Here is a 23,574-nt window from a genome sequence, read left to right on the forward strand (position 1 = left end):
GAGCGAGACTTTGCCGGAGATATCTGATGACAGGCCTGCATAAACCTCGCAGCGGAACAGAATGGGCCACAGTTTGTGTGGCAGTTCTGCTTGTTCTTCTCGGACTGCCGCTTCTGATCATGGGCGCTCAGCTCGCGATGATCGGTGGCTCTTTTTATTATGTTCTCTTTGGCGCTGCGCTCATAGCGGCGGGCGCCCTGATGCTCTCCGGCTCCGTAAACGGTGCCCTGCTTTACCTGGCCGCCTGGGCACTGACGTGGCCCTGGGCGTTCTGGGAGGTGGGGCTCGATGGCTGGGGACTTCTGCCCCGTCTTTTCGGCCCGACGCTCGTTGCCGTAGCCGTCGCGCTGACCATTCCGGTTCTGCGCCGCATCGGAACCTCTGCGACATCCGCGACCGGGAGCGTTGTGTAATGCAAAGAACGTCACTGATGACGGCTACAGCCGTTTTTGGACTCACTTTCGCCGCTGTCCTGCCGGTTCCGTTTAACGCTTCCTTTGCCCAGACGCCGCCAAAGGAAAGCGCACCGGGGCCGGGCAACGCGACGACCGGACATGACGCAGAGAAAAGTTCCGACAAGTTCGCGGCTCCGTCGCCTTATGCGCCTCAGGCTCCTGGTGTGAATGCCGCAAATATTCCGGACGGACCGCCAGCGGAGGCCAGTGAGGCCACGCCACCTGTGGACCAGATCAGCGCCAGTCCGGCGCATGACGACTGGCCGGCTTATGGCCGGGATACGAATGCGACACGTTATTCACCGCTGGATCAGATAACGCCGGAAAACGTCGGGCATCTGACACGCGCATTTGTCTATCATACAGGCAGCAAACCGGCAGCCGGGCAGATCAATAAGTGGGCAGCGGAGACAACGCCGATCAAAGTAGGGGACGGTCTTTATACCTGTTCAGCAGTGGACGACATCATCAAGCTCGATCCCGGTACGGGTAAGGAAATCTGGCGGCATAATTCAGGTGTGAAATACGAGAGCATTCCTTATACGGCGGCCTGCAAAGGTGTCGTCTATTATACGGCATCGACCGTTCCTGAAGGACAGCCATGTCATAACCGGATTCTTGTCGGGACACTGGACATGCGGCTGATCGAGGTCGACGCGGCGGATGGCAAGCTCTGTGAGGGTTTTGGCTATCACGGGCAGGTCAATCTGATGAAAGGCATGGGAGAATCTGTTCCCGGCTTCGTGTCCATTACAGCGCCCCCTCCGGTTGTGAATGGTGCTGTGGTCGTTAATCATGAGGTTCTGGACGGGCAGCGCCGCTGGGCGCCGTCCGGGGTCATTCGCGGTTATGATGCCGAAACCGGTCGCTTTTTATGGGCTTGGGATGTCAATCGTCCTGATCAGCATGGCGAGCCGCAGCCGGGTCAGCATTACAGCCGTGGCACGCCCAATTCATGGGCAACCATGACGGGCGATAATGAACTCGGCCTTGTCTATGTTCCCACCGGAAACTCGGCGGCGGACTATTACAGTGCGCTTCGTTCTCCTGAAGAGAATAAAGTTTCGTCTGCGGTCGTGGCCATCGACGTAAAGACCGGCTCTCCGCGCTGGGTATTCCAGACCGTCCATAAAGATGTCTGGGATTACGATATTGGCTCGCAGCCGACACTTATGGATTTTCCCGGCAAAGACGGTCCGGTTCCCGCGCTGATCATGCCCACGAAACGTGGCCAGACATTTGTTCTGGATCGCAGGGATGGCAAGCCAGTTTTGCCGGTTGAAGAACGGGCTGCTCCGACCCGGACGGATGTTCCGGATGATCCTCGTGCGCCCACGCAGCCATGGTCCACGGGAATGCCGCGCCTTGGCGTGCCGGATCTGAAGGAGACGGACATGTGGGGCATGTCTCCCATTGATCAGCTTTATTGCCGGCTCAAATATCGCCGGGCAAAATATCTCGGGGAGTTCACGGCTCCGGAGATCAGCAGACCCTGGCTGGAATATCCTGGTTATAACGGCGGAAGCGACTGGGGAAGCATGGCTTACGACGCGAAGGCCGGCGTGCTGATCGCGAACTGGAATATCACGCCGATGTATGACCAGCTCGTCAGCCGGAAGAAAGCGGACGAACTCGGGTTAATGCCTGTGGACGATCCGAATTTCAGTCCGTCCGCGGGAGGAGCCGAGGGGGCCGGCGCAATGGCCGATACGCCGTACGGCATCGTTGTGTCGCCTTTCTGGAATGAATTCACACACATGATGTGTAACAAACCACCTTATGGAATGATCACGGCAATCGACATGCACACGCAGAAGGTGCTGTGGCAGCATCCGCTGGGCAGTGCGCGTGCCAACGGACCGTGGGGGCTGCCAACTCATCTGCCGCTCACCATAGGCACACCGAATAACGGAGGTCCGATCATCACTGCTGGGGGGCTGATCTTTGTTGCGGCAACGACAGATAATCTGATTCACGCTTTTGACGCGAAAACAGGGAAAGAATTATGGAATGATGTACTGCCTGGAGGAGGGCAGGCCACGCCCATGACGTATGAATATAACGGCAGGCAATATGTTGCCATCATGGCGGGCGGCCATCATTTCATGATGACGCCGGTAAGTGACGAACTTGTGGTTTACGCGCTGCCTGAACGGAAATAATTCAGCGCTGTCCATGGAGGCTGACGTATTTCCGGCCCCTTCAGTCTTCCGGGCTGAAGGGGCTGTTATGTCGTGTAAGGTCTGTTCAATGCGTCTTCCGCCCGGATATTTCCTGTTTGAGCCGCGGTGTAAGGAATGGTGTATCAGGCGCTATCAACAGCAATAAAAACGTCGATACCCTCTGCCTTTGTCGCGGATACAACAGATGATACCTGGGCCTGGTCAGTGCCGGCAACGCACTCCACAAACACGGTCCCGGGCGCTGTTCGTGAGCCGTACCGTGTAGCGCTGCCTCCATACGTATCCCGTCCGAAGCACACACTGTCCGGTGCCCGCCATGGCTCGAATATCGACGCTCCTTCAGTGACCAGACTCAGCTGATATTCCAGAGCCGCCCGGGTGTTTCGTTTTACCCGAAATTCGCTCTGAATTCTTGCGATATAGGAGGCATCGGTCTCGCCTGTGAGTCTCGGCACACCTGTGCCGAAATAATCTGCAGCGGCCATATCGACGAAGTTTCCTGTGCTGGTCAGGAGCCTCGATTGCTGCTTTGTATAGAATAACAGCTGATAAAACATAGCCCAGGGCCATGCCAGACCGGCAAGCACTCCGTCGAGCACAGGCGTCGCCTGTTCCGAGACTGCCGGAAACCATCCCGCAGGTAATACCGCTCTGATTCTTGCGGCTATGTCGTCCAGATCGCCTGTAGCCATATTAAAACTCTGCTTCCGAATGACCGGTTTTCATCTTTTACGCCCCGCTGTTCGTAACGGTCACAGACGCTATACGCACGACACTGCCTGTTGTGCCACCGATATCAGCCACGACACCATTCACCGTAACAACGCCCATGCTCGCTACGAGACTTCCAGCGGCCTGCAGGGCAATACTGGAAACGGTCGTGTACTGGCACACATCTCCTACGGGCAGCGCGTTGACGTACGTCGTAATTGCGTTGCTGACCGCTGTCTGCACCGAGGTGAGCTGCACGCCTGCTGCCAGAGTGACCGGGACGATTACAGTGGCCTGAATGACGGATGCCCGTAAGGTGGAGGTTTCTACTCCGCAGGCTCGCGTGGCCTCAATTGCCCTCTCGACGGAACTTAAGGTTGTATCGGGCACATCACCTGAGCCGTCATCAATTGTCGCGAAAAAATAACCGCCACGATAGAGGCCGTCAGGAGTCTGATTTTCAACGATCTGATAAGTTAAATTTGACGCCACACCGGAAATTGCCGCTTCAACCGCGGTCAGTGTCGCCGATGACAATGAAGAAAACCACAATACCATTCGGTTTTTGACGGCAGCATCAGTTTCCTCATCCGATCCGTTACTTACATCAGACAGATTGGTGCATGTATCAATGCCGGATATCTGTGTGCCGAGAAGATTTATGACGCCAGCAGAAACGTTTCCCGCGGACCCATTTATATTACACTGCACAGGACATGTAACAGAAGCCACGCCCTGGGGCCTGACATAACCAGAAGCCGTATCTGACCAGTATTCATTTGTTGAATCCTGAGTGACGGTGAATGAGATGCTTCCATCAGATGTCTTGACCACCGCACCAACAGGCACAACAGCCGATGATGACTCAGGGGAAAGACAAATAAATGTCTCGACTGTTGTCGCAGCTGTCGCACCGAGGCGGCTTACGCCGTATTGTGCAATCCATGTATCTACATCGGAGCCAAAAGAGGTGGACAGGCGGGTTATGGAAAGAACCTGAACGATCTGATATTGAATCCAGAGAGCGACAGTCGCATTGGCTTCCATAAGCGCACGGGCAACCGAGCCGGTCGTAAAATCAAGCAGCGCTGAACATGCGCCCTGCGCGGCTGCCGCGGAGTTTGATACCAGCGTCGAAAAATTCTGCAGTGATAAATTCATTTTATATTTCCAGCGCCACGGTGTCTCCGGTCGACGCACTCATATAAGTTACCGAGATGCTGCGCTTTCCGGTGCCAATATTCTGAACATCGACAACCGGAACGGGGCTCGATGATACTATGGGTTCCAGTGTCATCTGCTGCAGGATAATGGCCTGCAGATCTGCTGGCGTATCTGTTCCACCCACCCGTGAAGGCAGGCCGGCGCCATAATCAGGAGTAAAAATATAATCGCCTGCATTCGTTGTGAGACGCCGCAGAACACGCTGCATTCCGGCATCGTTACCAGTTGCAAGATCCAGTTGTCCGGTGTCGGTAATTACCAGGTCAGACCCACTGATATGAAACAAATCCGCCATAATAAATAATTTTAGTTCCAGTATAAATTATATAAAAATAAGCGCTCTGGTTTATAATTTTTCCGGCGTTTCTGTCATGCTTTCTCCGGCCTGAACGCCGCCATGCACATGCTGAACAAAGGAAATTCCGGCAATATTAACATCACCTGATACCGAAATATCACCATCGACACTGAGTTTACCTTTAAACATGACACCATCGGATGTGATGGCCAGTTCAGTCTCTCCGATTTTTATTCCGAATTCACCTGGACTTAAAACATTGTTTTCCAGGCAGGAAAATTTTACCGGTGGGGTTATTGCATCAAAAACCCGCGCAACCACCACATAATTATCCCCGTCTCCCTGCGCTGTTTCAACAAGAACATGGTTCCTCACTTCAGACGGGACATAACAGGTGGCCGTTCCGACAGAAATCGCTGCATCGCATATCCATCCAGTCTCGGTATTTGCTGGTGGAAGACGTACTTTAACGAGCCCTGATGATGGATCCACTGCGCTTACCACGCCAAACCCCGCTCGTCCGATGCGATTGGTATGAGAGTGCATCATCATATCCAGCGCGCCACGAATGTGCTTCACGAGAGATCCTCCGTCCCGCCTCGTACTCTCAGAGTAATATTTTTTGAAATTCCTCTAGAATCGTATAAGAAAAACACTTCATCTACGGTATATATTACTGAATCAAACGTAGTCCCTGTGCCCTGCAGCCTGATCCGCTGACGTGGCGAAATATCGAGTTCCGGATGAACGGTCATCCTGAGCATTCTTTCGTGAGCCGTCAGATCATTAAACCGTAACTTCGCTAATTTCAGACACTGATCCTGCGTAGTCCCCACAGCGGCTGTAAAGTTATATCCGGCTGAAGTTGTATTTTCATCGGACGGATATGTGGCTGAATGAATACACCTTTGCCGCGCATCCCATGAAGATACCGTCACAGACGCATTGCGCGGATACGTAAAACGCCTTGCCAGTGTCAGGTTGTTTACTGGACCAGCGGGACAGGAAGAGGCAGAGGAGGCGGCAGTCCAGTCGAGCGTTAGCGGAGAAGACGAGATGTCAGGAGCGCGGAAGTGGAGTGTTTTGTCATCGACCCACAGATCATAGCCATATTCTCTTTGCATCCCTACACAGAAATCCCATCCTGTCTGGTATCTGTGCATGCCGGGAACGCCCCGGGCTTTATGCTCATACTGGTAAAACTGTCCGACAAGCCCATCAGTAGAATCGATATCCGTCTCCAGGCCAACTTCCTCCGCCAGAGTCCTGAGTGCATCAGATGCGCTCATATTCAAAAATGACGTTTCAGACAGTTCATATTCGATCAGCCTGCATGCCCAGTCGCGACCACTCGCAACGACGACCTGAGTCTCAGGGTGATATTCGATATAATCGACAAGCCCGGAAAAGATTCTGCTAAATGATTCTGTGCCTTCCGCTGATCCGCTATCCAGAAATCCACAAAATATTTCGATATCAATTTCATTTGTGGACGTGTCTGTGGGATCGAACCACTGGGCCGTCAGGCCTTCTACAGGAATAACGGCAGTAAACATGCTTATTTCTGCCATTCTCGAACGATGAATTTCGAGGCGCTGAGGCGAAGGAAGACTTACTCCACCAGATTTAAGTGTAATTCGCGGTCTGATAACACCGGAAAACATTGAAATCTGATCAGTCATCGATGTCATTAAAATAATCCGGGCAGGCGTTAATTTAAAAAACTGTAAAATTTACAAATATTATTTAATGATCAATTCCGCCAGTCTGTGTTGCATCGACCGGAGGCAGAATAATAGTCTGAACAGACGTAATCCATGTATCTGATAACCCATTAAGGCTCATGATCCGATTTGCCTGTGTAGCGTCACCGAGAAATTTTGCAGCAACATGCCATAAGGATATATTACTCGGACCGATTTGTATGGTTTTGGACAATATTTACTCTCCGGGTTTTTTTGGGATAATTTTAATATGTTCCTTTTTTAATCGGATATTACACTTCCGTTTGAAAGGCCAACATTCACGGTTGCTCTGGAAAGATATGCATTAGCCTGAGCAGTCGATGCAACGACACCTGAATGAGCGACACTTGCAGCCAGTGCGCCTGAATCCGGTACAAGATCCGTTCCTGCATTTGACGCTATCGATGAAAGCTCCGTCCCCGATATTGTCATCACGGATGACACCGCCGATTGACTCGAGGCAAGCTCGGTGCCGACGGTATTAATCGCCGACTGGCTGCTGACAGACGACAAAGCGCCCGCGTCTGTTGCAACGCCAGATAATGTTGCGGATACGCTCGATAATTGTCCGCCGGCACCAAACAGGTTTGCCAGAGGTGTTATCTGGCCGGCATATGTCGAGATCGCTTCTGCTGAAGAAGATACGTAGGAGCCTACGGTATCGACAAGTCCGCTGATTTCACTCACGGCTGAACTGGCATCGTCTCCTATGAGGCCTGCCAGTGCAGACTTCGTGCCATTGGCAGCGCCAGCGACGGCAGGGACAATTTCACAAACAATACTATAGGGAATGACAGTGCCATTATCTGTGTATATTGCTTCAAACGCTGTAATAATAACCTGTCGCGACAGACCCGCTCCGGCAAATGTATAAATGCCGCCACTCCGGACCATCGTCGCGACCAGATTTGCACGCGACCAGGCATTATAGCCGCGAAATACACCTTTCCATGCCAGTGGCTCTTCATAATAGCCTGAAAGGGAGATAGTTTTGCCGCCGCCAGGACGGTGCATAATCGCCGTGTCCTGATATCCTCCCCATTGTAAGGACGAAGGGACTTCCGTATCCAGAAATTCGACTGTTCCCAGTGTAAACGACTGAGTCCCAATAGCGGAACCGACAGCCCCGATGACGCCCAGTAAGCTGGTCACAGATGCACTCCGGGATAACATGGAGTGCTTTGCACCCATGAAAGAGGTGAAGTTGTGGGTGCAGAACAAAGACCGTTGCCGAATTTCTGCGCGACTGCATCCGCGATTTCAGAGATATTGGAAACGTGCACCGTCCCGGATTGAGTGTCGATTCTCCGGCCAGATGCCAGTTCATTTATTTCTCCAGACTTGGAGTTACCGGTCAGTTGACGCGAGGTCTGCGCATCTGATTCGCCGCGTTCAGGAAGATCCTGTCGGCGTTCTGTTTGTGAACTCGTTCTGCTGTTTGTAATTTTTCCATATCGGATGAACGATGCCGACAACGAGTAGTCTCTCCTGCGGGCGAAATAATCAGGCGTCAAGGTATGGGTGCCTGCTGACATATCTCTGATTTTCCGATTCTGGTCTCGCATAGAAGCTGGATTAGCGATGTGCCCTGTATTGCGAGATGATAGCGAAGGTCCCGCGAATCCGTTCATTTGTATAATACGTGTCTTTTGCCCGATGGTATTATTTGACCGGAAGTAATCCGCATTATCCCGTCTGGCGGAGGAAATGGATCGCTCCAATAAGGGCAACGCCCGATATTGGGTTTCACGGTGGCGATCAGTTATCCCCCTCTCCATATTTATTACTTTGGCAGCAGAAACGGGATCATTCTGCCGAAGACTAAGTTTATATTTTCCAGGATCTGCTTCAGTAATTCCTGCAAAATTTTTTGTTTCTCTTGCGGTTTTCTGGTTGGATAATAGCGTAATTATCGGCTGGATTTTTTTTGTGCCGGGAGCCTGGTCTGAGGTTTCGCCGATTCTCTTTCCGGTCTGGTCAGGTTTGTATAATCCCCGGGATACGAGTGAGGAGTTAATTTCTGTTCTGGCGACTTCTGCAGGACGAGAACTCGACGGGAGGACTGTCTCCCGTCGTCTGCGCGATCTATGGTCATCTACATAATCATTCAGACTATTAATGTTTCTGTTTACGGCCAGTCGTGCGGTAATCTGACCGTCTGTAGCGCCGTTCCGTTTGTGCGGCATACGGATAACTTCCCGCTTATCAGAAACCATATGGGATGAGCGCAGGAAACGTAAAAAAAACCGGAAGCATACGACTCCTTATGAAGTCGCATGCCATATTTCGTGGCCATGCCGGCATTCCGCACAATACCAGCAGCTCCGATTTTATTGCGAAATAATCCGTGAACTTGGGAATGTTTACGGTGATTGTGTAGTATATCCAGGTTCACACTGCTCTTCCTGAGCAGCGACGAACTGTCAAATCGGGATAAAGTCACACAGCCTCGCAAAATTAATCATCAGGAAAGTAATATCCTGTTATGGAATCCACTCTTCAACATCGGAAGGTATAAAGTCATTCAGTCCAGATGGCTCGTTCCCAGCAATATTCCCCCCCGTCCAGCCGGCCCGCTACCACGAGGGCCGCAGCACGAATTCGCCAGTCCCATTGTTGTATGACTTCATAAGGGACATTCGCACGCAGGAGCGTCATAATTGTCCAGAGGGACGGGGAGGATGCTAGTTTTTTATTTCTTCCATCTGTTCCTGACGGTCAATTGTCTGTTTTGACGAAATATAATCTTCTACCGCGTTAATTCCATCTGTGCCTAAACGGTTTACAAGATCCCTGATTCCGTCCTTGTTGCGAGGGAACGGCATTGGAACACCATCTATCGTACGCACAGAACACCAGGACTGGGCTGCATTCAGATAGACTTCGTTTGCTGAGCCATCATTCCCGCAGGCAAGAAGAAAATCCAGAATTTCACCGGGATTCATTTCCCGATACTCGATTTTCTTTCCGTTTCCGGACGTGATTTCAACGTTATCAGTGACAGAATTACCAGACATTATATAGCCCTGCGCTGACTGGCGAAAAATTGTACGGTCTGAGTGACGATATCTTCCGCATTAAATTTCCCTGCATTGGAAAATGATAATGTCAGTCCCGAGTATTCATACTTTGATGTTGATCCGTCGGTTTCCTGAATATAGCAATACAGCACTCCGGAGGAAATTGTATTGCTGTTCCAGAACGCGAGTTCATCCGCATTGAACAGATCGTCGAGAGCATAATTTCCCCGGTCGATCGTAAAGCTTCCCCGCCATCCAGCCGGAGTATTAAATTCAATGGGAGGCTTGTTTAAAGGATTCGTTCGCTGAACTTTAATTTCCTGACGAACCTGAAAATCGACGACATCTTCGAGATCGATTCTCGTTCCATTCCATATCAAAATGATAGAGCCCTGACGACCAATGGTGTACAATGAAGACATTAGCTATTCGTCACCGTAACGTCGGCGCCCCCGTTTATATTTACAATAAACATTCTGTTTACGCCCAGGTATGTCACTGAGACATCAGCCTGCAGATAACCCAGCGCAATTCTTGATTGAGGATTATTTGTCGTTGAACACACGACTGAGTAGGCAGTGCTTCCCGACGCTGTCCCAATGATGCCCTGTGATTGCAAATCAGATAGAAATCCTGTTAATGTCGCCTCGACATTAGAAAATAACGTCGGTGAGATGGCGAGACCAATATAGATTCCCATGCCATTTGAAATTGTTTCAGCAATAAAATTCGTTACCCGGGTATACTCGTCACCGTCTATTTCCGGATTGCTGGAGACATTAAATCCGCCTCTCACGCACCAGTAGGCGCCTCCGGGAGCCGGATTGCAGATAACATCGATGCCGTTTTCGAACAAAGATGTCAGTTCAGCGGATGAATAAGTCAGTGTCTGACCGCTGGAGGATAACCCGGCTTTCTGACTGCCAACAATTCCATATAACTGTTTATTGAGGCTTGGTAATTCCGGTGATAAAACTGAAAGTCGTCCGGCGACAAATCCTTGCGGCGATACAAGTCGTGTGACAGAGTTTTCTGAATCGTACCAGTATAGCCAGTCTCCCAACATTACTTTCAAAGCATAGCTATCAACGCCCGCAGCGGCGCGTCGGGAAACTGCGTCCGAAATCAGCTCTCCGGAGGGACCTGCTGCAATCATATAGACTCCTTCACCAAGACCGAAAGAAATCTGAGTCGACCAGGTCGAAGAGTCAGTTACTCCGGCCAGGACGCCTATGCTGCAGCTCTGTCCGCGCAGCGCGTACATGCCGGATCTGGATGTTCCGTCCGAGCCAACGAGCTGCTCAGCCGATACAGAAGTATTACCGTCTGCGCCGTTCATGAGGGTCTGATTTGTAATGGCAGACGGACTTACACTGGAATTTGTTCCGGCGGTCGCTACGACCAGAGCGCTCGGGCCGCGTAATGATGACTGGCCGCTGTTGACTGCGGTCACAAGATCAGACCAGAACGAGGCATTCCCTTCCGATACAGAAAGATTATCAAATGACTCCGGAAGAGCATTTGGCATCTGCAATACCAGTTTCCATGTGCCGGGTGCCGATCCTGTAGTCAGTTCGACGCTTATTGTATTTCCAGCGCTGCCGGTATATTTCGCAGCCAGCAGGACGGGGTAAGTTCCCGCAACTGAGTCATAAAGCATTGCATAGGATGCAGCGACATCTGTCCCATCGGTAACACGCACGCCCGTAAATGAACTTGCGCCCTGCACGATGGCAGTAGAAACAACAGTAGCAAGATCATATGCGGAGGTCTGCATAGGGCCGAATGCAGCGATGCGTTCCTGGGAAGTTCCGAATACAACAGGTGTATTTACCGGTCCCCAGCTTGCGGTGCCCACGACGCCAATCACATTTGTCGACGCTCCGGAAAGCGAGGTACTGCCGGAGGTCTGAATCTGAACATACAGATCCGGGACAGTCAGAGCTGCCGTGTTAATAGATCCGCTTTGAGAAATTATACCCATTTCTATTCGCCCTTCTGCTCCACAGTGCGAGCTTTAGTGGCATTCGGCACGTTCACCGTAATGACAAATTTCGCGTAATATGAGCTTATAATGCTTGCTATAGTAACAGTATTTTCTATCAGATCTCCTTTTTTATAATTCGCAAAATCTGAAATCACCAATAACGCTTTTTGCATCGATCTCTCTATGTAATAAAAGGCAGATCTGGAAACACGCTTTCCCGTGTTGCATCAGTTATAGCTGACCCTACCGCCAGAATACGGTCGGTTACGGGACCGTCTGCCGAGTATGTCGGCGCAAGCCAGCCGCCTTCAGCGAATTCATTCCAGGCGTAAATCAGTCCCACTGACGCCGGAGATGCGGAAGAGCTCTGTAAAAATCGAGCCATGTTCATAATATGATTTGCGATGTCAGGCGCTGATGCATCTTCGTAGTAATTATTGTCGGTCAGGGCTGAGCTCAGCGGATAGAACTCCTGAGGTCGCTCTACAAGGGGTCTTTGATCCCACCCCGTCATAGCAGTCGGAATCATTGGGAAACCCGTTGCGGCCCTGTCGGCCCAGTCACTTTCCGCCGCATGAACCAGAGCAGAATATGGCTGCGGGGCTCCTGACAGGCGTGGCGTGCAGTAAGCGCCTGCAGCATCCGCCCCTGCGGCCTGCGCCGCAGAAGTATTATTATAGTCGGCAAGCGCAGCGCCCGAGAGATAGACAATGTAAGGAGTCACGCCAATGGCGTCCGACACCGAGTCCCGGACAAATGTAATCGCCGTATTCAGGCCTCCGGGAAGCTCTGCCAGTTGTTCCGAGCTTGCATCAAGTACAAAATACAAGGGTCTTTCACCCATGACGGTCATATATTCAGAACGGGCCATGAGAGCTATATCTCTCTTCAGGATATCTGAGTAACCGTCAGAACTGTTTTGATCTGACCAGTTCGATGACTGGCCGATCATGCAAAATTGAAGTCCATTCTTTTCGCTGCTCGACAAATATAGCGAAAGCGCGAGACTCAGAGTATTGTCTTTATCATATGAGTCAAAGGCCCAGAATGATAATCCACATGAAACAGCCAGAGCGATTTCAGCATCAATCGAAGCCTGTGTCGCGGTGGGCCATGATACTGATCCGGTACTGTTTACAGCAGAATTGCCGGGCAGGCGGTAGTACCATTCCGGGTCGCTCAGGGCATCTGCGCATTGCTGGTCGATTGTATTATTCATATCATACCAGGCATCGAATCTGATAGCTCCCAGTGGCGGCAAGGCAGCGGGAGTTTCTGTACCGGCGACGCCAAATGCCCAGGCCGAATTCACGATTCCGACTGGCCAGAGCACGGGAGCAGACTGTGCAGATTCGGTCCAGGCGATCTCTGTTTTCCAGACGAGATCCAGACGATACAGGTTTGCGTTAAGGTTTGTGTCCACCAGCTCTCTGCTGGAAAATCTGAGATAACCTAATTCGTTTTTATCGATATCAGGCAGTTTCTGTTCCAGAAGAGCCGATGTTACAGCCTGTTCTATCGTGTCGCGCATTTCTATTGATGGAGCAAATATCGAAATGCTGAATCCCTGTTCTGTTCGGGATAACTCACGGTATATTTCAACAGTCTCAGCCGCTTTTCCGTATATGGTATCAGACGACGCAACAGTTAATGTCGTGTCTGAACACGACAATGCGGCCTCACCTACGTTATTCACTTTTGCGGCGATTGTCTGAGCGATTAGAGTTGCTGAATCACCAGTTTTGACCGCGGCAGGATAAGCGACGTCATTAATAACAACACCAGCTACCCCATTGCGCGCTGCTGTGCCCTGAAACGTAACGGCGTTACCTGTATTTGCAGTCAGCACTGTTAGGCCAAAAGGAGTATCATTTCCCTTTTCGAACCAGTTGCGCCGGTAACGTGTTTTATTGGTTGCACTGTCGGGCTTTTGATTTACGGTAATCCACCCTGTCCCAGGTGCTGACATAACGTCGTTACCCAGTTCGGTTTCCTGTGGCCAGCCCCGGCAGATTTTTACATCGAATCCTAAAACTGAGACCAGTGTGCCGTTTGTCTGCGGAGGATATATATAATTGGCTATAGCCTTCGCCAGCGCAGCTTCTACCTCACAAACCTGTGCCATTATGTCTGATCCGCCAGTACAGCTATGCGTGTTCCAAACGTCGTCATTTCGACACTATAGATATGGTATGCTACCCCGTGAGATGTTTTGACGCGCAATCCCTGATGCAAAGTGACGTTCGGAATTGCGGGCATAAGGATTTCAAAACTACCGGATGGAATATCTGTTCCCAGCCGGGAGGCGGGACGATTACCGGTGCCGCTTTTCAGCATTGATACCGGCCAGTTTTCAGCGATTATTCTGTCCGACTTCCATGTCGGTCCTTCCGGAGGGCGAAGTCCCACAGATTTATCGTCCGATGAAACATCGCTTTCGAATATTGATATAACTTCGTTGGTTAAAACGACGAGGATCGGCCTGGTCGGTTCAATCCGTGCTATAAAATAGGTATCCTGAGGGTAAGATAATAATTCCGTATCTGACTGGACCACAAGATAATCGCCGCACTTTGATGCTGACGTATTTATTGCGGCGAAAGCGAATTTGTGTCCCCAGATCAATGGCGACGTACCGGAAAGTGATGCTGCAGAGTCAAACAGGCAGAGAGTGTTGAAAAGATATCCGTTCTCATACGGACCAGTAGAATCCGTTGCTCTGTATAATTTCACGTTTACGCCGAGAATTGACGCCACCTTACTGAGACCAGCAGCAATTTTATTCTGCAGACAGGTTAGCCTCATCACACGACAAACCGAATTGTATTCGGACAATATCCTGGCCCTGGCTCGACTCCGAGAAACCGGACCAGTTCAAGTCTTTGCTGATAAAACAGATGAATTCTTTCTTTTACTTCTGTTTTGTTATGTGTCCATACAGATGCTTTGTCAGTATCGATATTTTGTGCCGCCTGTGACGGACCTGCCTCAAGACAGGACAGTGTTCCCAGCATCGATCTGAGAACACCGATTTCAGGCTCAGATAAATTATTCAATTTATATTCGAAGTCACCATATTTATCAAAATAGGGCCATGTATTTCTTATGCTTGTGTCAGATCCCAACGCAGGATACCAGCAATATCGCCGCACGTTTACCTTTTCGGCATCCGACAGACTAATCGACAGCAATCCATTAGTCATGATCAATATCCGTATTATAATAACAGAGAATGTGACCCGTCATTAACGGGTCACTTGTCTTCTTTCAGAGACTTTCTATGACTACACCACGTTTCAGATAACTATTCGTGGAGGTCGGAATAATCGACGGATTGACTGTCGCATCTGTTGGCAGGGCAAATCCACCGATCCAGTACCAGGACTGGGCGATAATCTGTTTCAGACGATCCAGAGGCTCTCGTGTAATCATCATGATTCCGTCGACATTTTCTACGAGAGCTCTGTCGCTGTCCGGAATATCGAGAGTACCGTTGTAGTCTCCTTCAATGAGGGCGCCCTGTCCGCATACAATAGCACGATGAATTACGCCTGCGCCCAGCGAGGCCTGCAACGGGGCCTCTGTGGTTGGTATAAACCGAACACCAAGAAGTTCAACGACAGAGCCAGCCCGGTATGTTTCGCTTCCATACGCACCGCGATAGAGATATTTAAAATCGCCATCACGGAACAGCCCGAGCATCTGCTGATCATCAAGATAACAATGATATGCGCCGTCGATTGTCGGAACGTTATTCATCCGGAGCGCAGCCACAGCGGCGAGTACTGTCTGAATACCGAGGGTATCTCCGGCGACGTACGTGCTGGAGCCATAGTTCCCCACCGGAGCGACAAGCCCTGCTGTCGTAAGCCTGTTGTTGGGGCGCAGAACAAGCGGTGCCGTGGAGGCTACGACCGGATTGCCTGCGGTAGCATCCGCAACGGACACCGATGTCGAAAAAGTTAATTTGCCGGACTGGCCAAGAGGGGCTGTGGATGTATTGACGGCGTCTGCGCTCACACCCACCAGCGTGTAGGCATTGCTGCCGACAGTTACAGTCATCCCGGAAGACTGATCTACCGAGACGACCTGACCTGCCGAACTGAGTACACGTTCGAAACCACGAATGTCGTCTACGGAGACCTGAGTTCCCGAAGTGCTCAGTGTTACTGCGATACGGGTGTTGCCCCCCATATAACCGCCTACGCCTGAGGAACCCCCGCCGAACAGTGTGTTGCGGGCGATACGGTCCAGTGACTGAAGGGCCTGGATGCCGTTCGTATTTGCATTAGCCAGAAACTGATCTGCGATTCCTACGCCTTCGCTGACCACATTGAGATCGATTGTATCCCCATACTGGTTGATGGAGAGGGTATACTGCTCGACGGACCACGTAGACGGGGTCAGACCATTATCAAAGTTCGTATTCTGCGTGGGGTTCATAGGCGTTGTGACAGGCGCCTTAAGACCTTTACGTGTTTTCGTAATGCTTTCGCCAATCCGATTCGGAAAAATCTCACGGTCGGCAATCGCTCTGAATGCGATGCGCGACTGAAGAGCAGCTCCAAACTCACGAGCGAGGTAGCCCTCCTGAATAATTGGCTGTAGCTGTGCAGGAAAATTATCAATAGCCACGTTTAAAATCCTTTAATTATAACGTCGTGAGTAGGAGGGCGCAATTTTCTTAAGAGAAGCTTTGTAGTCCGACTCTGTCATTTCGCGTACTGATGTCGGACCAGCCGCTTTTACCCTCGGTGCGGCGACGAATTTCGCAGTTCCTGTTGATTTTCCTTCTTTGTCGCGAGATGGAAACAGGAATGGTTTACGTGTCTTCAGCTCCGAAAAGGCTTCATCAACACCGATAACATTTCCGTCCGAATCTACTGAAACGCCTGACGTATCGAGCAATGGGAGACAATCCATGTCGACGAGACCGGATGTGACAGCCGCCGCTTTAATGGCCGCGCTTCGTCTTACCTCGGCTATTTCTGCTGCCCGTATCTCGTTTGCGGATGACACTTCAACACGAGCGCGCTCGAGTTCTGCTTCCATTGCCGCATTCCGCGCTCGTGCTTCAGCAAGATCAGCCTGTGTCTGCGCGAGCTGATTCGAAAACGCATCAGCGACACTGTCCGCAGCCGATCGATTCAACGGATTAGCCTCTCCCGAACCTCCTTCTTCTGGGGAACAGGTAATTCTTTCAAATAATTTCATTTATACCTCAGTTGGATCGCGGTCCTGAACCTGCCCGTCCAATGCTCTCAGACGCTCATCATGCTTTTTAATGTCATTAAGTATTTTGTTTTTCTCTTCACCAACATGCTGAACATGCGTTGCAGGGCGCATCATCCTGACTGCCGAGTCCATCGATACCGCATTTGCAGAACGAGCGGCCTGAACCGCATTAGCCATAGTCTGCATGTCTCCAAATGTTGGTTCAAACCACGGAGGCCATACCAGGGAAATATTTCCCGACTTAACAGGTCCATGAACGCGTCCGGCTATGCGGAGATCCGGAACGGCCTGGCTGATTCGACATATAAGATTCAAAATTGAAATGAGGCCGAATTCGCCATAAGATCTGCGTAGTCGTCCTGTCAGCCAGGTCAGTCCCAGACACATCAATTCCATAGCGCGGCCTGACTGGGCAGCCGTAAGCCGGTCTCCCTGAGCTCTGTTTCCGTGCATAGCTTCAAGTGCGAGCGACCGTAATGCTTCCCACATATTGAGAGATGCCGTTGCTCCGGTACCGTTTATTTCCAGAAGCTTTGCATCGCCACCCTGAGGGAGTGAGATGGCATGAGAGGCGTCCTTCGGCATCTGCTGCGTCATGCCGCCGGGCAACTGATATTCGTCGGTCGAAAGTACCATTGTCGGGTCGGCTGAATACCGCAGTCCCCGAACGGTTTGTGACAGCAGATAATCTGCATCGATCATCGCATCGATACCGGCCGAAAATGTACACTTTCCATCAGGGGAGCCCGGATCTGTTCCCGGAAGGTTTTTTATCCAGACAATCGGGACAACACCCAGTCCATGAATGACTGATCTCGTGTTGTCTCTTATAAGACCGTCATCGGTATGTGGAGCACTTCCCAGCTTTATCGGCTGATACCAGACAGTCTCATTTTCTGTAAAATCTCTCGTGAACCAGTAATTTCCGGGTGGAAACTCACCAAGACCGGCCCGCATAAGACCATCGGCGTCCACGACGTACTGCTCCCGTACTTTCACCAGTCTTCTGGCGTCAAACAGTGAGAATACAGGCTCAAGAAAGCAGGTTCTTTTTATTTCGATAATGAGTTCGTCATCAATAGCCTGAACAAGGACTGCGACAGATCCTACGGAACCCATGACGGCTGCCTGTTCCATTACTGACGCCAGATGGAGATCCGCAATGATATTTCTGATCAGATGTTCGCGGTCGTTATCATCTGCGCCGTCATCTGTCTTTACGACCACGGCTGGCCAGTGCGACTGACTGAAAAGAAGCGAAGCTGAATCGTCAACCACTGTACTGCAAAGGTGAGTTCGTATTGACGGTCGTCGTCTGTTTACCGGAATATATGTGCCATCACTGTCGCAACTTTTAAAAAAAGGATGTGGTATATGATTGTACATTGTACCATCAAGAACCTTTTCTAAGGCAAGAAGGTTTTTTGTCCGGCACGAGTAAGTCGATGGAAACATCATCGTCTTTTTGAGCTCTACCCAGTCCATAATTATGGATATCCTCTTCTGGTGATTTGTACTAAATTCTGTGAATTGATTATCGCTCGAGTATTCTGGAAAGAGGCGGTGACGTGTCCGGCTTTAAAAATCTGAAAAAGAAATAGTATCCTGTTGCATCGACAAGATGATCAAACCCACCATTTTTGTCAGGCTCTGAAGTTCCGCTGCGATAAATATATCGTTCATAACTTTCAATGCTTTTTCGGCAAACCGGAGATACGTATGCACGTCTCTCTCCTGCGGAATTTTCAAACATTGCATTTGTAATGTTTAATCGTTCTCTTACTTTCGGGGCCTTTTTCATTACGTTTATATTGAAGCCAAATGATTTCAGAATGGATATATCAGTTCGGCCACATGATGATGTTCTGTTCGCCTGTCCGGATGGATCGGGGTATATTGTTATATGATCGCAATCAGCAGACTCTTCTCCGGAAAATAAAATCTTCTTTTTACCATATCTTCGTAAAATTTCCTGGGCAATTTCATCAGTGTTTGAGGTTGGTAAAACGATTTCATCTATCTGGAATGATGTTATATTCCCATTTTCGTCTGTTTTTTCCTGCCAGACAGTTGCCGATATGGGATTAACGTTAAAGTCCAGACCGATATGGACTGCCTGCTCAGCGTTGTAACTCATATTTCTTATTGATTTTTCACGGGAAAAAGCATAGAGGCAACGTCCGGAAAATGTTTCGAACGATGCTTCATATTCTTGCCGAAACTGACGAATATCAAGACATTGTCTTGCATTCTCAATTTCTGCCGGGGGAACGTTCCCGCCATCCAGTGTTGTGTAAGAGCATGACCACCACCCTGGCTCTTTTCCTGGTCCGTCCTGCCCCTTCAGATATAAGTCGTGGAAATGGTCCCGTCCTTTTGGTGTTCCAATAAAAAGCGCGTGGCCCTGTGCAGTTGAAAGCATAGGCCTCAGAATCTCATTCCATACTTCAGGTTTTACGTCAGCCCATTCATCCCCTAAAAAGAAGAATAATCCTGATCCACGTAATGCATCGTAATTTTCAAGTCCTACTACCCGAACGATATGTCCGTAAGGTCTGATTGTCAGAGCCAGATCAGATTCACGCGGGGCCGATTTCAGCCAGTGCCGTGGTACAGTACTTTTAAGACGAGGCCAGAATATTTTTTTTGCCTGCTTATATGTGGGCGCTCCATACCATATTTCATTTTCAGGACTTATATTTTCTCGAACAGCAAATTTTATTGCCCTCCGCATTTCCTCTGCAGCTTCAAATGTTTTACCAAACCGCCGGCCACATACAGCTACTCTGAAGCGCGAATCCGATTTCCATCCCGCCTGATAAATATCCATTTGAGGATTTGTTAAAGGTGGGCGTTTCGCATCTGACCTTCTACTTCTTTCCAATATCAATGACTTCTGGTGGAGGATCAGATTCTATTTCCAGCTGAATTGTCTGAGTTTCGTCTGGTGTTCTGGAACTCATTGCACGAACAAGATCATTTCTTTCCGATCGCGCAAGCCTGCTTGCTCCTTCCTTTAATACGGCTGCAATAAGCTGAACGTTTGGTACACGATCAACGATCGGTTCTCCATCTGTATCGGTAACGATTCTACCTTTCTCGCCTCTGCGAAATCCTGGAATTCCCTGAAAGGCAAGTTCCCGTACGGAAGATGTGAGCTCATCATGAAAAAGAGATCTGGCCATCGTCAGACGCTCCCTTTCGTCTGGATTTTTTTTTAAAAAATAATAAAGATCATCAAGAGGGCGTCCAACGAGACGCATGCAATGCGAGCTATTACCTGTCTTCACGACACAGTCACACAGCGCTACAAATTCGCTGAGTGTCATGGGGCTTCGAATACGCTTCATTTAAAGGCTGGCGCGACGAGGCGGTGTACGCTTCCCATTCCAAACTGATGCTGAACCGGCGACCATGCCTACTGAAAGAGCAAGCGGACTTTCCGCGCTGCCACCACTGAGATTTTCTTTATTCCTGGTATTGTATTCCATTATTGATATAGCTTCTATCTCATCAATATCACATGGGCGCAAATATCCACATGTATTCATTTTGTCGTTTAGAATTGTTTTTCCTATTACGCATATAGCATAAACGTGATTATGAACTAATTCATCTTTCAGAAATTCTGCTTCAGGAATATAAAAGAGCGCTCTATGTCCGTATTGTACATTTACGTCCACAGGAACAAATATAATCTGATCTGATGTGGTTGTCTCTAAAACGATCGCGTAGCGATTTCTGAATTCTATTATATCGCCTCTGGAAATTTTTTTCATACAGAAAGGCGCCTTCTGACGACAAAGGAGGAAAGTGAATAATCAACAGGCCTTCGAAAAAATGGTCTGATACCGATTGCCTCACACGTTATGTCGCTCCCTGTTTCCAATGGTTCCCAGCCTGCTTTTTTGCGCCGTTGAGTGGCATTATTCATTGCGCCGCTTGATATACCCATCTGAACAGAAAGTCTGTGTATATAGCTTCGGCTTACCCCGAGTTCCCGCGCTATGGCTCTGATTGACATGCGTCTTTCATGGCAGGATGGCAGAGCACGTATACATCGTGCTCTTTCAGCATCTTCAAATTTTTTCGCCATTTTCTTACTCCTGTTTATACGATATATTTATCTGCATAAAAAAATACATATATTAAAGTATAAATAGAATAAATTAAATGAATGTGCGCGTATATGAATTAAATACACAGCATTTTCTTAGCTGTCTCCATAACGAATTCCAACTTATAAAATCGGCGCTGTGTAAAGACACGATAAGCTCCGGATGGGGATGTTTTATCCGCGTTGACCGAGATGGCACATATAAACCTATAATAGCCATATGGCAATTAGTTTTTTATTCGGCTATTCTGGTTTGAGTGCGTTTACTGCCGGTGAGCTTTCTGAGAGGACCTGATGTTCATCATGTTCATATCTGAGTGAAAGGAGCGGCTAAAAACTGGTTAATTAAATGAATTGCGGATCGTATCGGGTAGCGAGCCTCGGAAGCATTTTTACTGATTGAAAAATTTTGTCTGATATGATTGCGCTGTTCGCAAAAAAAATGGCCTTCGGAAGGTGCCTGTCTGCGTTAAACCGATGTGATCGCTACTTCAGTTTTATGTCAGCGATCTGCTCGCGTAATGCGTTGCGTCTGCGCGCCTGGCCAGTAAGTATGATATGATCGGTTTATGCCGTGTGGCTCCCTGGCGCTGCCTGGTTTCCGGAGCGGAGCCAGTTGTGAGGATAGCTCGCGGTAACCAGTTCAGGGGACAGCATTGTGACTTTTCGGGTTCAGACCACTTCCGGAACGTGCTGTCACATGATTTTTAATCTTTCCTGTTCATTCGCTTTTGACAGGAGCGGATGCTAATCAGTTATTAATTGTCCGGACTGGTAATCCGTCTTGCAAAGGTATGCGCACTTGCGCCGGATAGCTCCACGGATTGAAACGTCGGTGTGTTGCTCGTCAGTTTCGCGCACCGACAAATCGCAGTGGCGCCTGAAACAGGGAAGTCAGGAGTAAGAAATCACGAACGGCCGTTTATCTGCTATCTGCGCGACGAGATGGGATTGTTAAAAGTCTGCCCGGGAAAAGGGGCGTGGTTCCTGCTCTCTGATTCTCACTCATTCATTTCGTCTGATCGCCATGACAGGCTATGCTTTTCGAGATGGAGCGATACCAGTCATGCATCTCGCTATTCGGAAATATCGAATGTCGATCTGATCTGATAAAGTAGGCATAGGGTTTCGTTGCTGCCCGCCGGCTCCGGAGTGTGCGTGAGTAAAGCCTCACCAGAGTATGGATTCTCGATCTTCGGTAGCAATCTTTGATATGGGAGACTGTGTTCATGCTGTGTTCGCATGACGGGGTTTTGCGGGAGGGGATATGACGCGCCGGGCGGGAAGTGCGGATCTGCCGTTGCATGGCGGGCGGGTGCCGGCGTGGCTGGGCGAGCGGATGAGTCGTCTGGGGGCGGTGATTACGCAGGCGATCGTGCATCATTACGGGCGCGACGAGTTTCTGCGGCGGCTGGCGCATCCGTTCTGGTTTCAGTCGTTTGGCGCGGTGATGGGGATGGACTGGCATTCGTCGGGGATTACGACGAGTGTGATGGGCGCGCTGAAGCGGGGGCTGGAGCCGCTTTCGGCGGAGCTGGGGCTGCATGTGTGCGGAGGGCGGGGGCGTCATTCGCGGCGGACACCGGATGAACTGGTGGCGGTAGGGAATGTGACCGGGCTGGACGGGGCGGCGCTGGGGCGGGCGAGCCGGCTGGTGGCGAAGGTGGACAGTGCGGCAGTTCAGGACGGGTTCGATCTGTATCTGCACAGTTTTGTGGTGGCGGATGACGGGCGCTGGGTGGTGATTCAGCAGGGCATGAACGATGCGACGGGGTATGCGCGACGGTATCACTGGTTTTCGGAGGGGCTGCGGAGTTTTGTGGAGGACCCGCACAGCGCGATTGACGGGCGGCCTGCGGGAAATATTGTGAATCTGGCGGACCGGCGGGCGGCGGGGTCGCGGGGGGCGCAGCGGGAGCTGCTGCTGGAGGCGGGACCGGACGCGGTGGTGCGGGAGGTGGCGCTGCTGCGGCGGGACGAGGCGGAGGCACCGGCGCAGGGGATGTTGCCGCATCTGGTGATGCCGGAGCATCATGATGTGCGGTCGGGGGACGTGATGATCCGGCGGCTGCACGGGGCGCTGGCGGCGGCGGCGGAGTGCGGGCCGCGGGATTTTCAGGATCTGCTGCTGGTTCCCGGCGTGGGGGCACGGACGGTTCAGGCGCTGGCGCAGGTGGCGGAGGTTGTGCATGGCACGCCGTGCCGGTTTGCTGATCCGGCCCGGTTTTCGATGGCGCATGGAGGGAAGGACCGGCATCCGTTTCCTGTGCCGACGGAGGTGTATGACCGGACGATTGCGATGCTGAAGGAGGCGGTGGCGGCGGCGAAGCTGGGAAATGAGGAGCGTCTGGAGGCGGTGCGGCGGCTGGACGCGCAGGCGCGGCGGCTTGAGGCGCATGTGTCGGGGCCGTCTCTGGAGGCGTATGTTGCGCGGGAGCGGGCGGCGTCGCATGATTATGGCGGGCGGAGCGTTTTCGGATGGGAGCCGGAACCGGAAGACGGCTCGGGCAGGGTGGCGCGGGAGCAGTGAGATGCTGTGTATGTCGCTGACTATACCGTCTTCGCAGAAGAGGCCGGCGCAGGTTTCTGCTCGGTATCG

22 protein-coding genes are annotated in these 23,574 nt (G+C 50.7%); 3 read left to right on the forward strand and 19 right to left on the reverse strand.

Annotated features, from left to right (window positions below; translation table 11 throughout):
• Positions 1-26 precede the first annotated feature (26 nt).
• Together GOB93_RS07375 and GOB93_RS07380 are read left to right on the forward strand one after the other, a co-directional pair.
• Entirely contained in the window at positions 27-413 is a 387-nt protein-coding gene (locus tag GOB93_RS07375; protein WP_173582855.1) for a glycerol dehydrogenase, read from the forward strand.
• Positions 413-2,617: a pyrroloquinoline quinone-dependent dehydrogenase gene (locus GOB93_RS07380; protein ID WP_173582856.1), complete on the forward strand. Its 2,205-nt coding sequence runs from the start codon at positions 413-415 to the stop codon at positions 2,615-2,617. The genes GOB93_RS07375 and GOB93_RS07380 overlap by 1 nt, the downstream gene beginning before the upstream one ends.
• Before the next feature lie 143 nt (positions 2,618-2,760).
• Here the strand turns inward: GOB93_RS07380 and GOB93_RS07385 are convergent, their stop codons facing one another.
• The 19 genes from GOB93_RS07385 to GOB93_RS07480 all read right to left on the reverse strand — a co-directional run bounded on the left by GOB93_RS07385 (position 2,761) and on the right by GOB93_RS07480 (position 20,637).
• Positions 2,761-3,330, reverse strand: coding sequence for a hypothetical protein (locus tag GOB93_RS07385; protein ID WP_173582857.1), 570 nt, complete (start codon positions 3,328-3,330; stop codon positions 2,761-2,763).
• Positions 3,331-3,367: 37 nt separating this feature from the next.
• A complete protein-coding gene (locus GOB93_RS07390; RefSeq protein WP_173582858.1) occupies positions 3,368-4,510 on the reverse strand; it encodes a baseplate J/gp47 family protein in 1,143 nt (380 codons plus the stop codon).
• Position 4,511: 1 nt separating this feature from the next.
• Entirely contained in the window at positions 4,512-4,868 is a 357-nt protein-coding gene (locus GOB93_RS07395) for a phage tail protein (protein WP_173582859.1), read from the reverse strand.
• A gap of 51 nt (positions 4,869-4,919) precedes the next feature.
• The gene (locus tag GOB93_RS07400; protein ID WP_173582860.1) at positions 4,920-5,450 is read right to left on the reverse strand and encodes a hypothetical protein; all 531 of its coding nucleotides are present in this window, start codon (positions 5,448-5,450) and stop codon (positions 4,920-4,922) included.
• A complete protein-coding gene (locus tag GOB93_RS07405; protein WP_173582861.1) occupies positions 5,447-6,562 on the reverse strand; it encodes a hypothetical protein in 1,116 nt (371 codons plus the stop codon). The genes GOB93_RS07400 and GOB93_RS07405 overlap by 4 nt, the downstream gene beginning before the upstream one ends.
• A gap of 294 nt (positions 6,563-6,856) precedes the next feature.
• Entirely contained in the window at positions 6,857-7,768 is a 912-nt protein-coding gene (locus GOB93_RS07415; protein ID WP_173582863.1) for a hypothetical protein, read from the reverse strand.
• Positions 7,765-8,802, reverse strand: a complete 1,038-nt coding sequence (locus GOB93_RS07420; RefSeq protein ID WP_173582864.1) for a hypothetical protein — start codon at positions 8,800-8,802, stop codon at positions 7,765-7,767. The genes GOB93_RS07415 and GOB93_RS07420 overlap by 4 nt, the downstream gene beginning before the upstream one ends.
• Positions 8,803-9,300: 498 nt before the next feature.
• A complete protein-coding gene (locus GOB93_RS07425) occupies positions 9,301-9,633 on the reverse strand; it encodes a hypothetical protein (protein ID WP_173582865.1) in 333 nt (110 codons plus the stop codon).
• Complete coding sequence (locus GOB93_RS07430) at positions 9,633-10,058, reverse strand: hypothetical protein (RefSeq protein ID WP_173582866.1); 426 nt, start codon at positions 10,056-10,058, stop codon at positions 9,633-9,635. The genes GOB93_RS07425 and GOB93_RS07430 overlap by 1 nt, the downstream gene beginning before the upstream one ends.
• Positions 10,058-11,506 (reverse strand): phage tail protein, encoded by a 1,449-nt coding sequence (locus GOB93_RS07435; RefSeq protein ID WP_338422317.1) that lies wholly within the window; start codon positions 11,504-11,506, stop codon positions 10,058-10,060. Before GOB93_RS07435 ends, GOB93_RS07430 begins: the two co-directional genes overlap by 1 nt.
• 298 nt (positions 11,507-11,804) lie before the next feature.
• Positions 11,805-13,748, reverse strand: a complete 1,944-nt coding sequence (locus GOB93_RS07440; RefSeq protein WP_173582868.1) for a hypothetical protein — start codon at positions 13,746-13,748, stop codon at positions 11,805-11,807.
• A complete protein-coding gene (locus tag GOB93_RS07445; protein WP_173582869.1) occupies positions 13,748-14,431 on the reverse strand; it encodes a hypothetical protein in 684 nt (227 codons plus the stop codon). Before GOB93_RS07445 ends, GOB93_RS07440 begins: the two co-directional genes overlap by 1 nt.
• Entirely contained in the window at positions 14,428-14,826 is a 399-nt protein-coding gene (locus tag GOB93_RS07450) for a hypothetical protein (RefSeq protein ID WP_173582870.1), read from the reverse strand. The genes GOB93_RS07445 and GOB93_RS07450 overlap by 4 nt, the downstream gene beginning before the upstream one ends.
• Before the next feature lie 64 nt (positions 14,827-14,890).
• Entirely contained in the window at positions 14,891-16,258 is a 1,368-nt protein-coding gene (locus GOB93_RS07455) for a DUF4043 domain-containing protein (RefSeq protein WP_173582871.1), read from the reverse strand.
• 12 nt (positions 16,259-16,270) lie between these two features.
• On the reverse strand, positions 16,271-16,837 hold the full coding sequence (locus GOB93_RS07460; RefSeq protein ID WP_173582872.1) for a phage scaffolding protein: 567 nt from the start codon (positions 16,835-16,837) through the stop codon (positions 16,271-16,273).
• Positions 16,838-18,343: a phage portal protein gene (locus tag GOB93_RS07465; RefSeq protein ID WP_173582873.1), complete on the reverse strand. Its 1,506-nt coding sequence runs from the start codon at positions 18,341-18,343 to the stop codon at positions 16,838-16,840. It lies immediately after the preceding gene.
• A gap of 49 nt (positions 18,344-18,392) precedes the next feature.
• Entirely contained in the window at positions 18,393-19,688 is a 1,296-nt protein-coding gene (locus GOB93_RS07470; RefSeq protein WP_173582874.1) for a terminase large subunit domain-containing protein, read from the reverse strand.
• 40 nt (positions 19,689-19,728) lie between these two features.
• Positions 19,729-20,187: a hypothetical protein gene (locus GOB93_RS07475; RefSeq protein WP_173582875.1), complete on the reverse strand. Its 459-nt coding sequence runs from the start codon at positions 20,185-20,187 to the stop codon at positions 19,729-19,731.
• A gap of 21 nt (positions 20,188-20,208) precedes the next feature.
• Positions 20,209-20,637, reverse strand: a complete 429-nt coding sequence (locus GOB93_RS07480) for a hypothetical protein (RefSeq protein ID WP_173582876.1) — start codon at positions 20,635-20,637, stop codon at positions 20,209-20,211.
• A gap of 1,605 nt (positions 20,638-22,242) precedes the next feature.
• On the opposite strand from GOB93_RS07480, the gene GOB93_RS07490 reads away from it, so the two are divergent.
• Entirely contained in the window at positions 22,243-23,505 is a 1,263-nt protein-coding gene (locus GOB93_RS07490; RefSeq protein WP_173582878.1) for a DUF763 domain-containing protein, read from the forward strand.
• The last annotated feature ends 69 nt before the right edge of the window (positions 23,506-23,574 follow it).

Origin of the sequence: Acetobacter musti (assembly GCF_011516835.1) — a bacterium.
Taxonomy (GTDB): Bacteria; Pseudomonadota; Alphaproteobacteria; order Acetobacterales; family Acetobacteraceae; genus Acetobacter; species Acetobacter musti.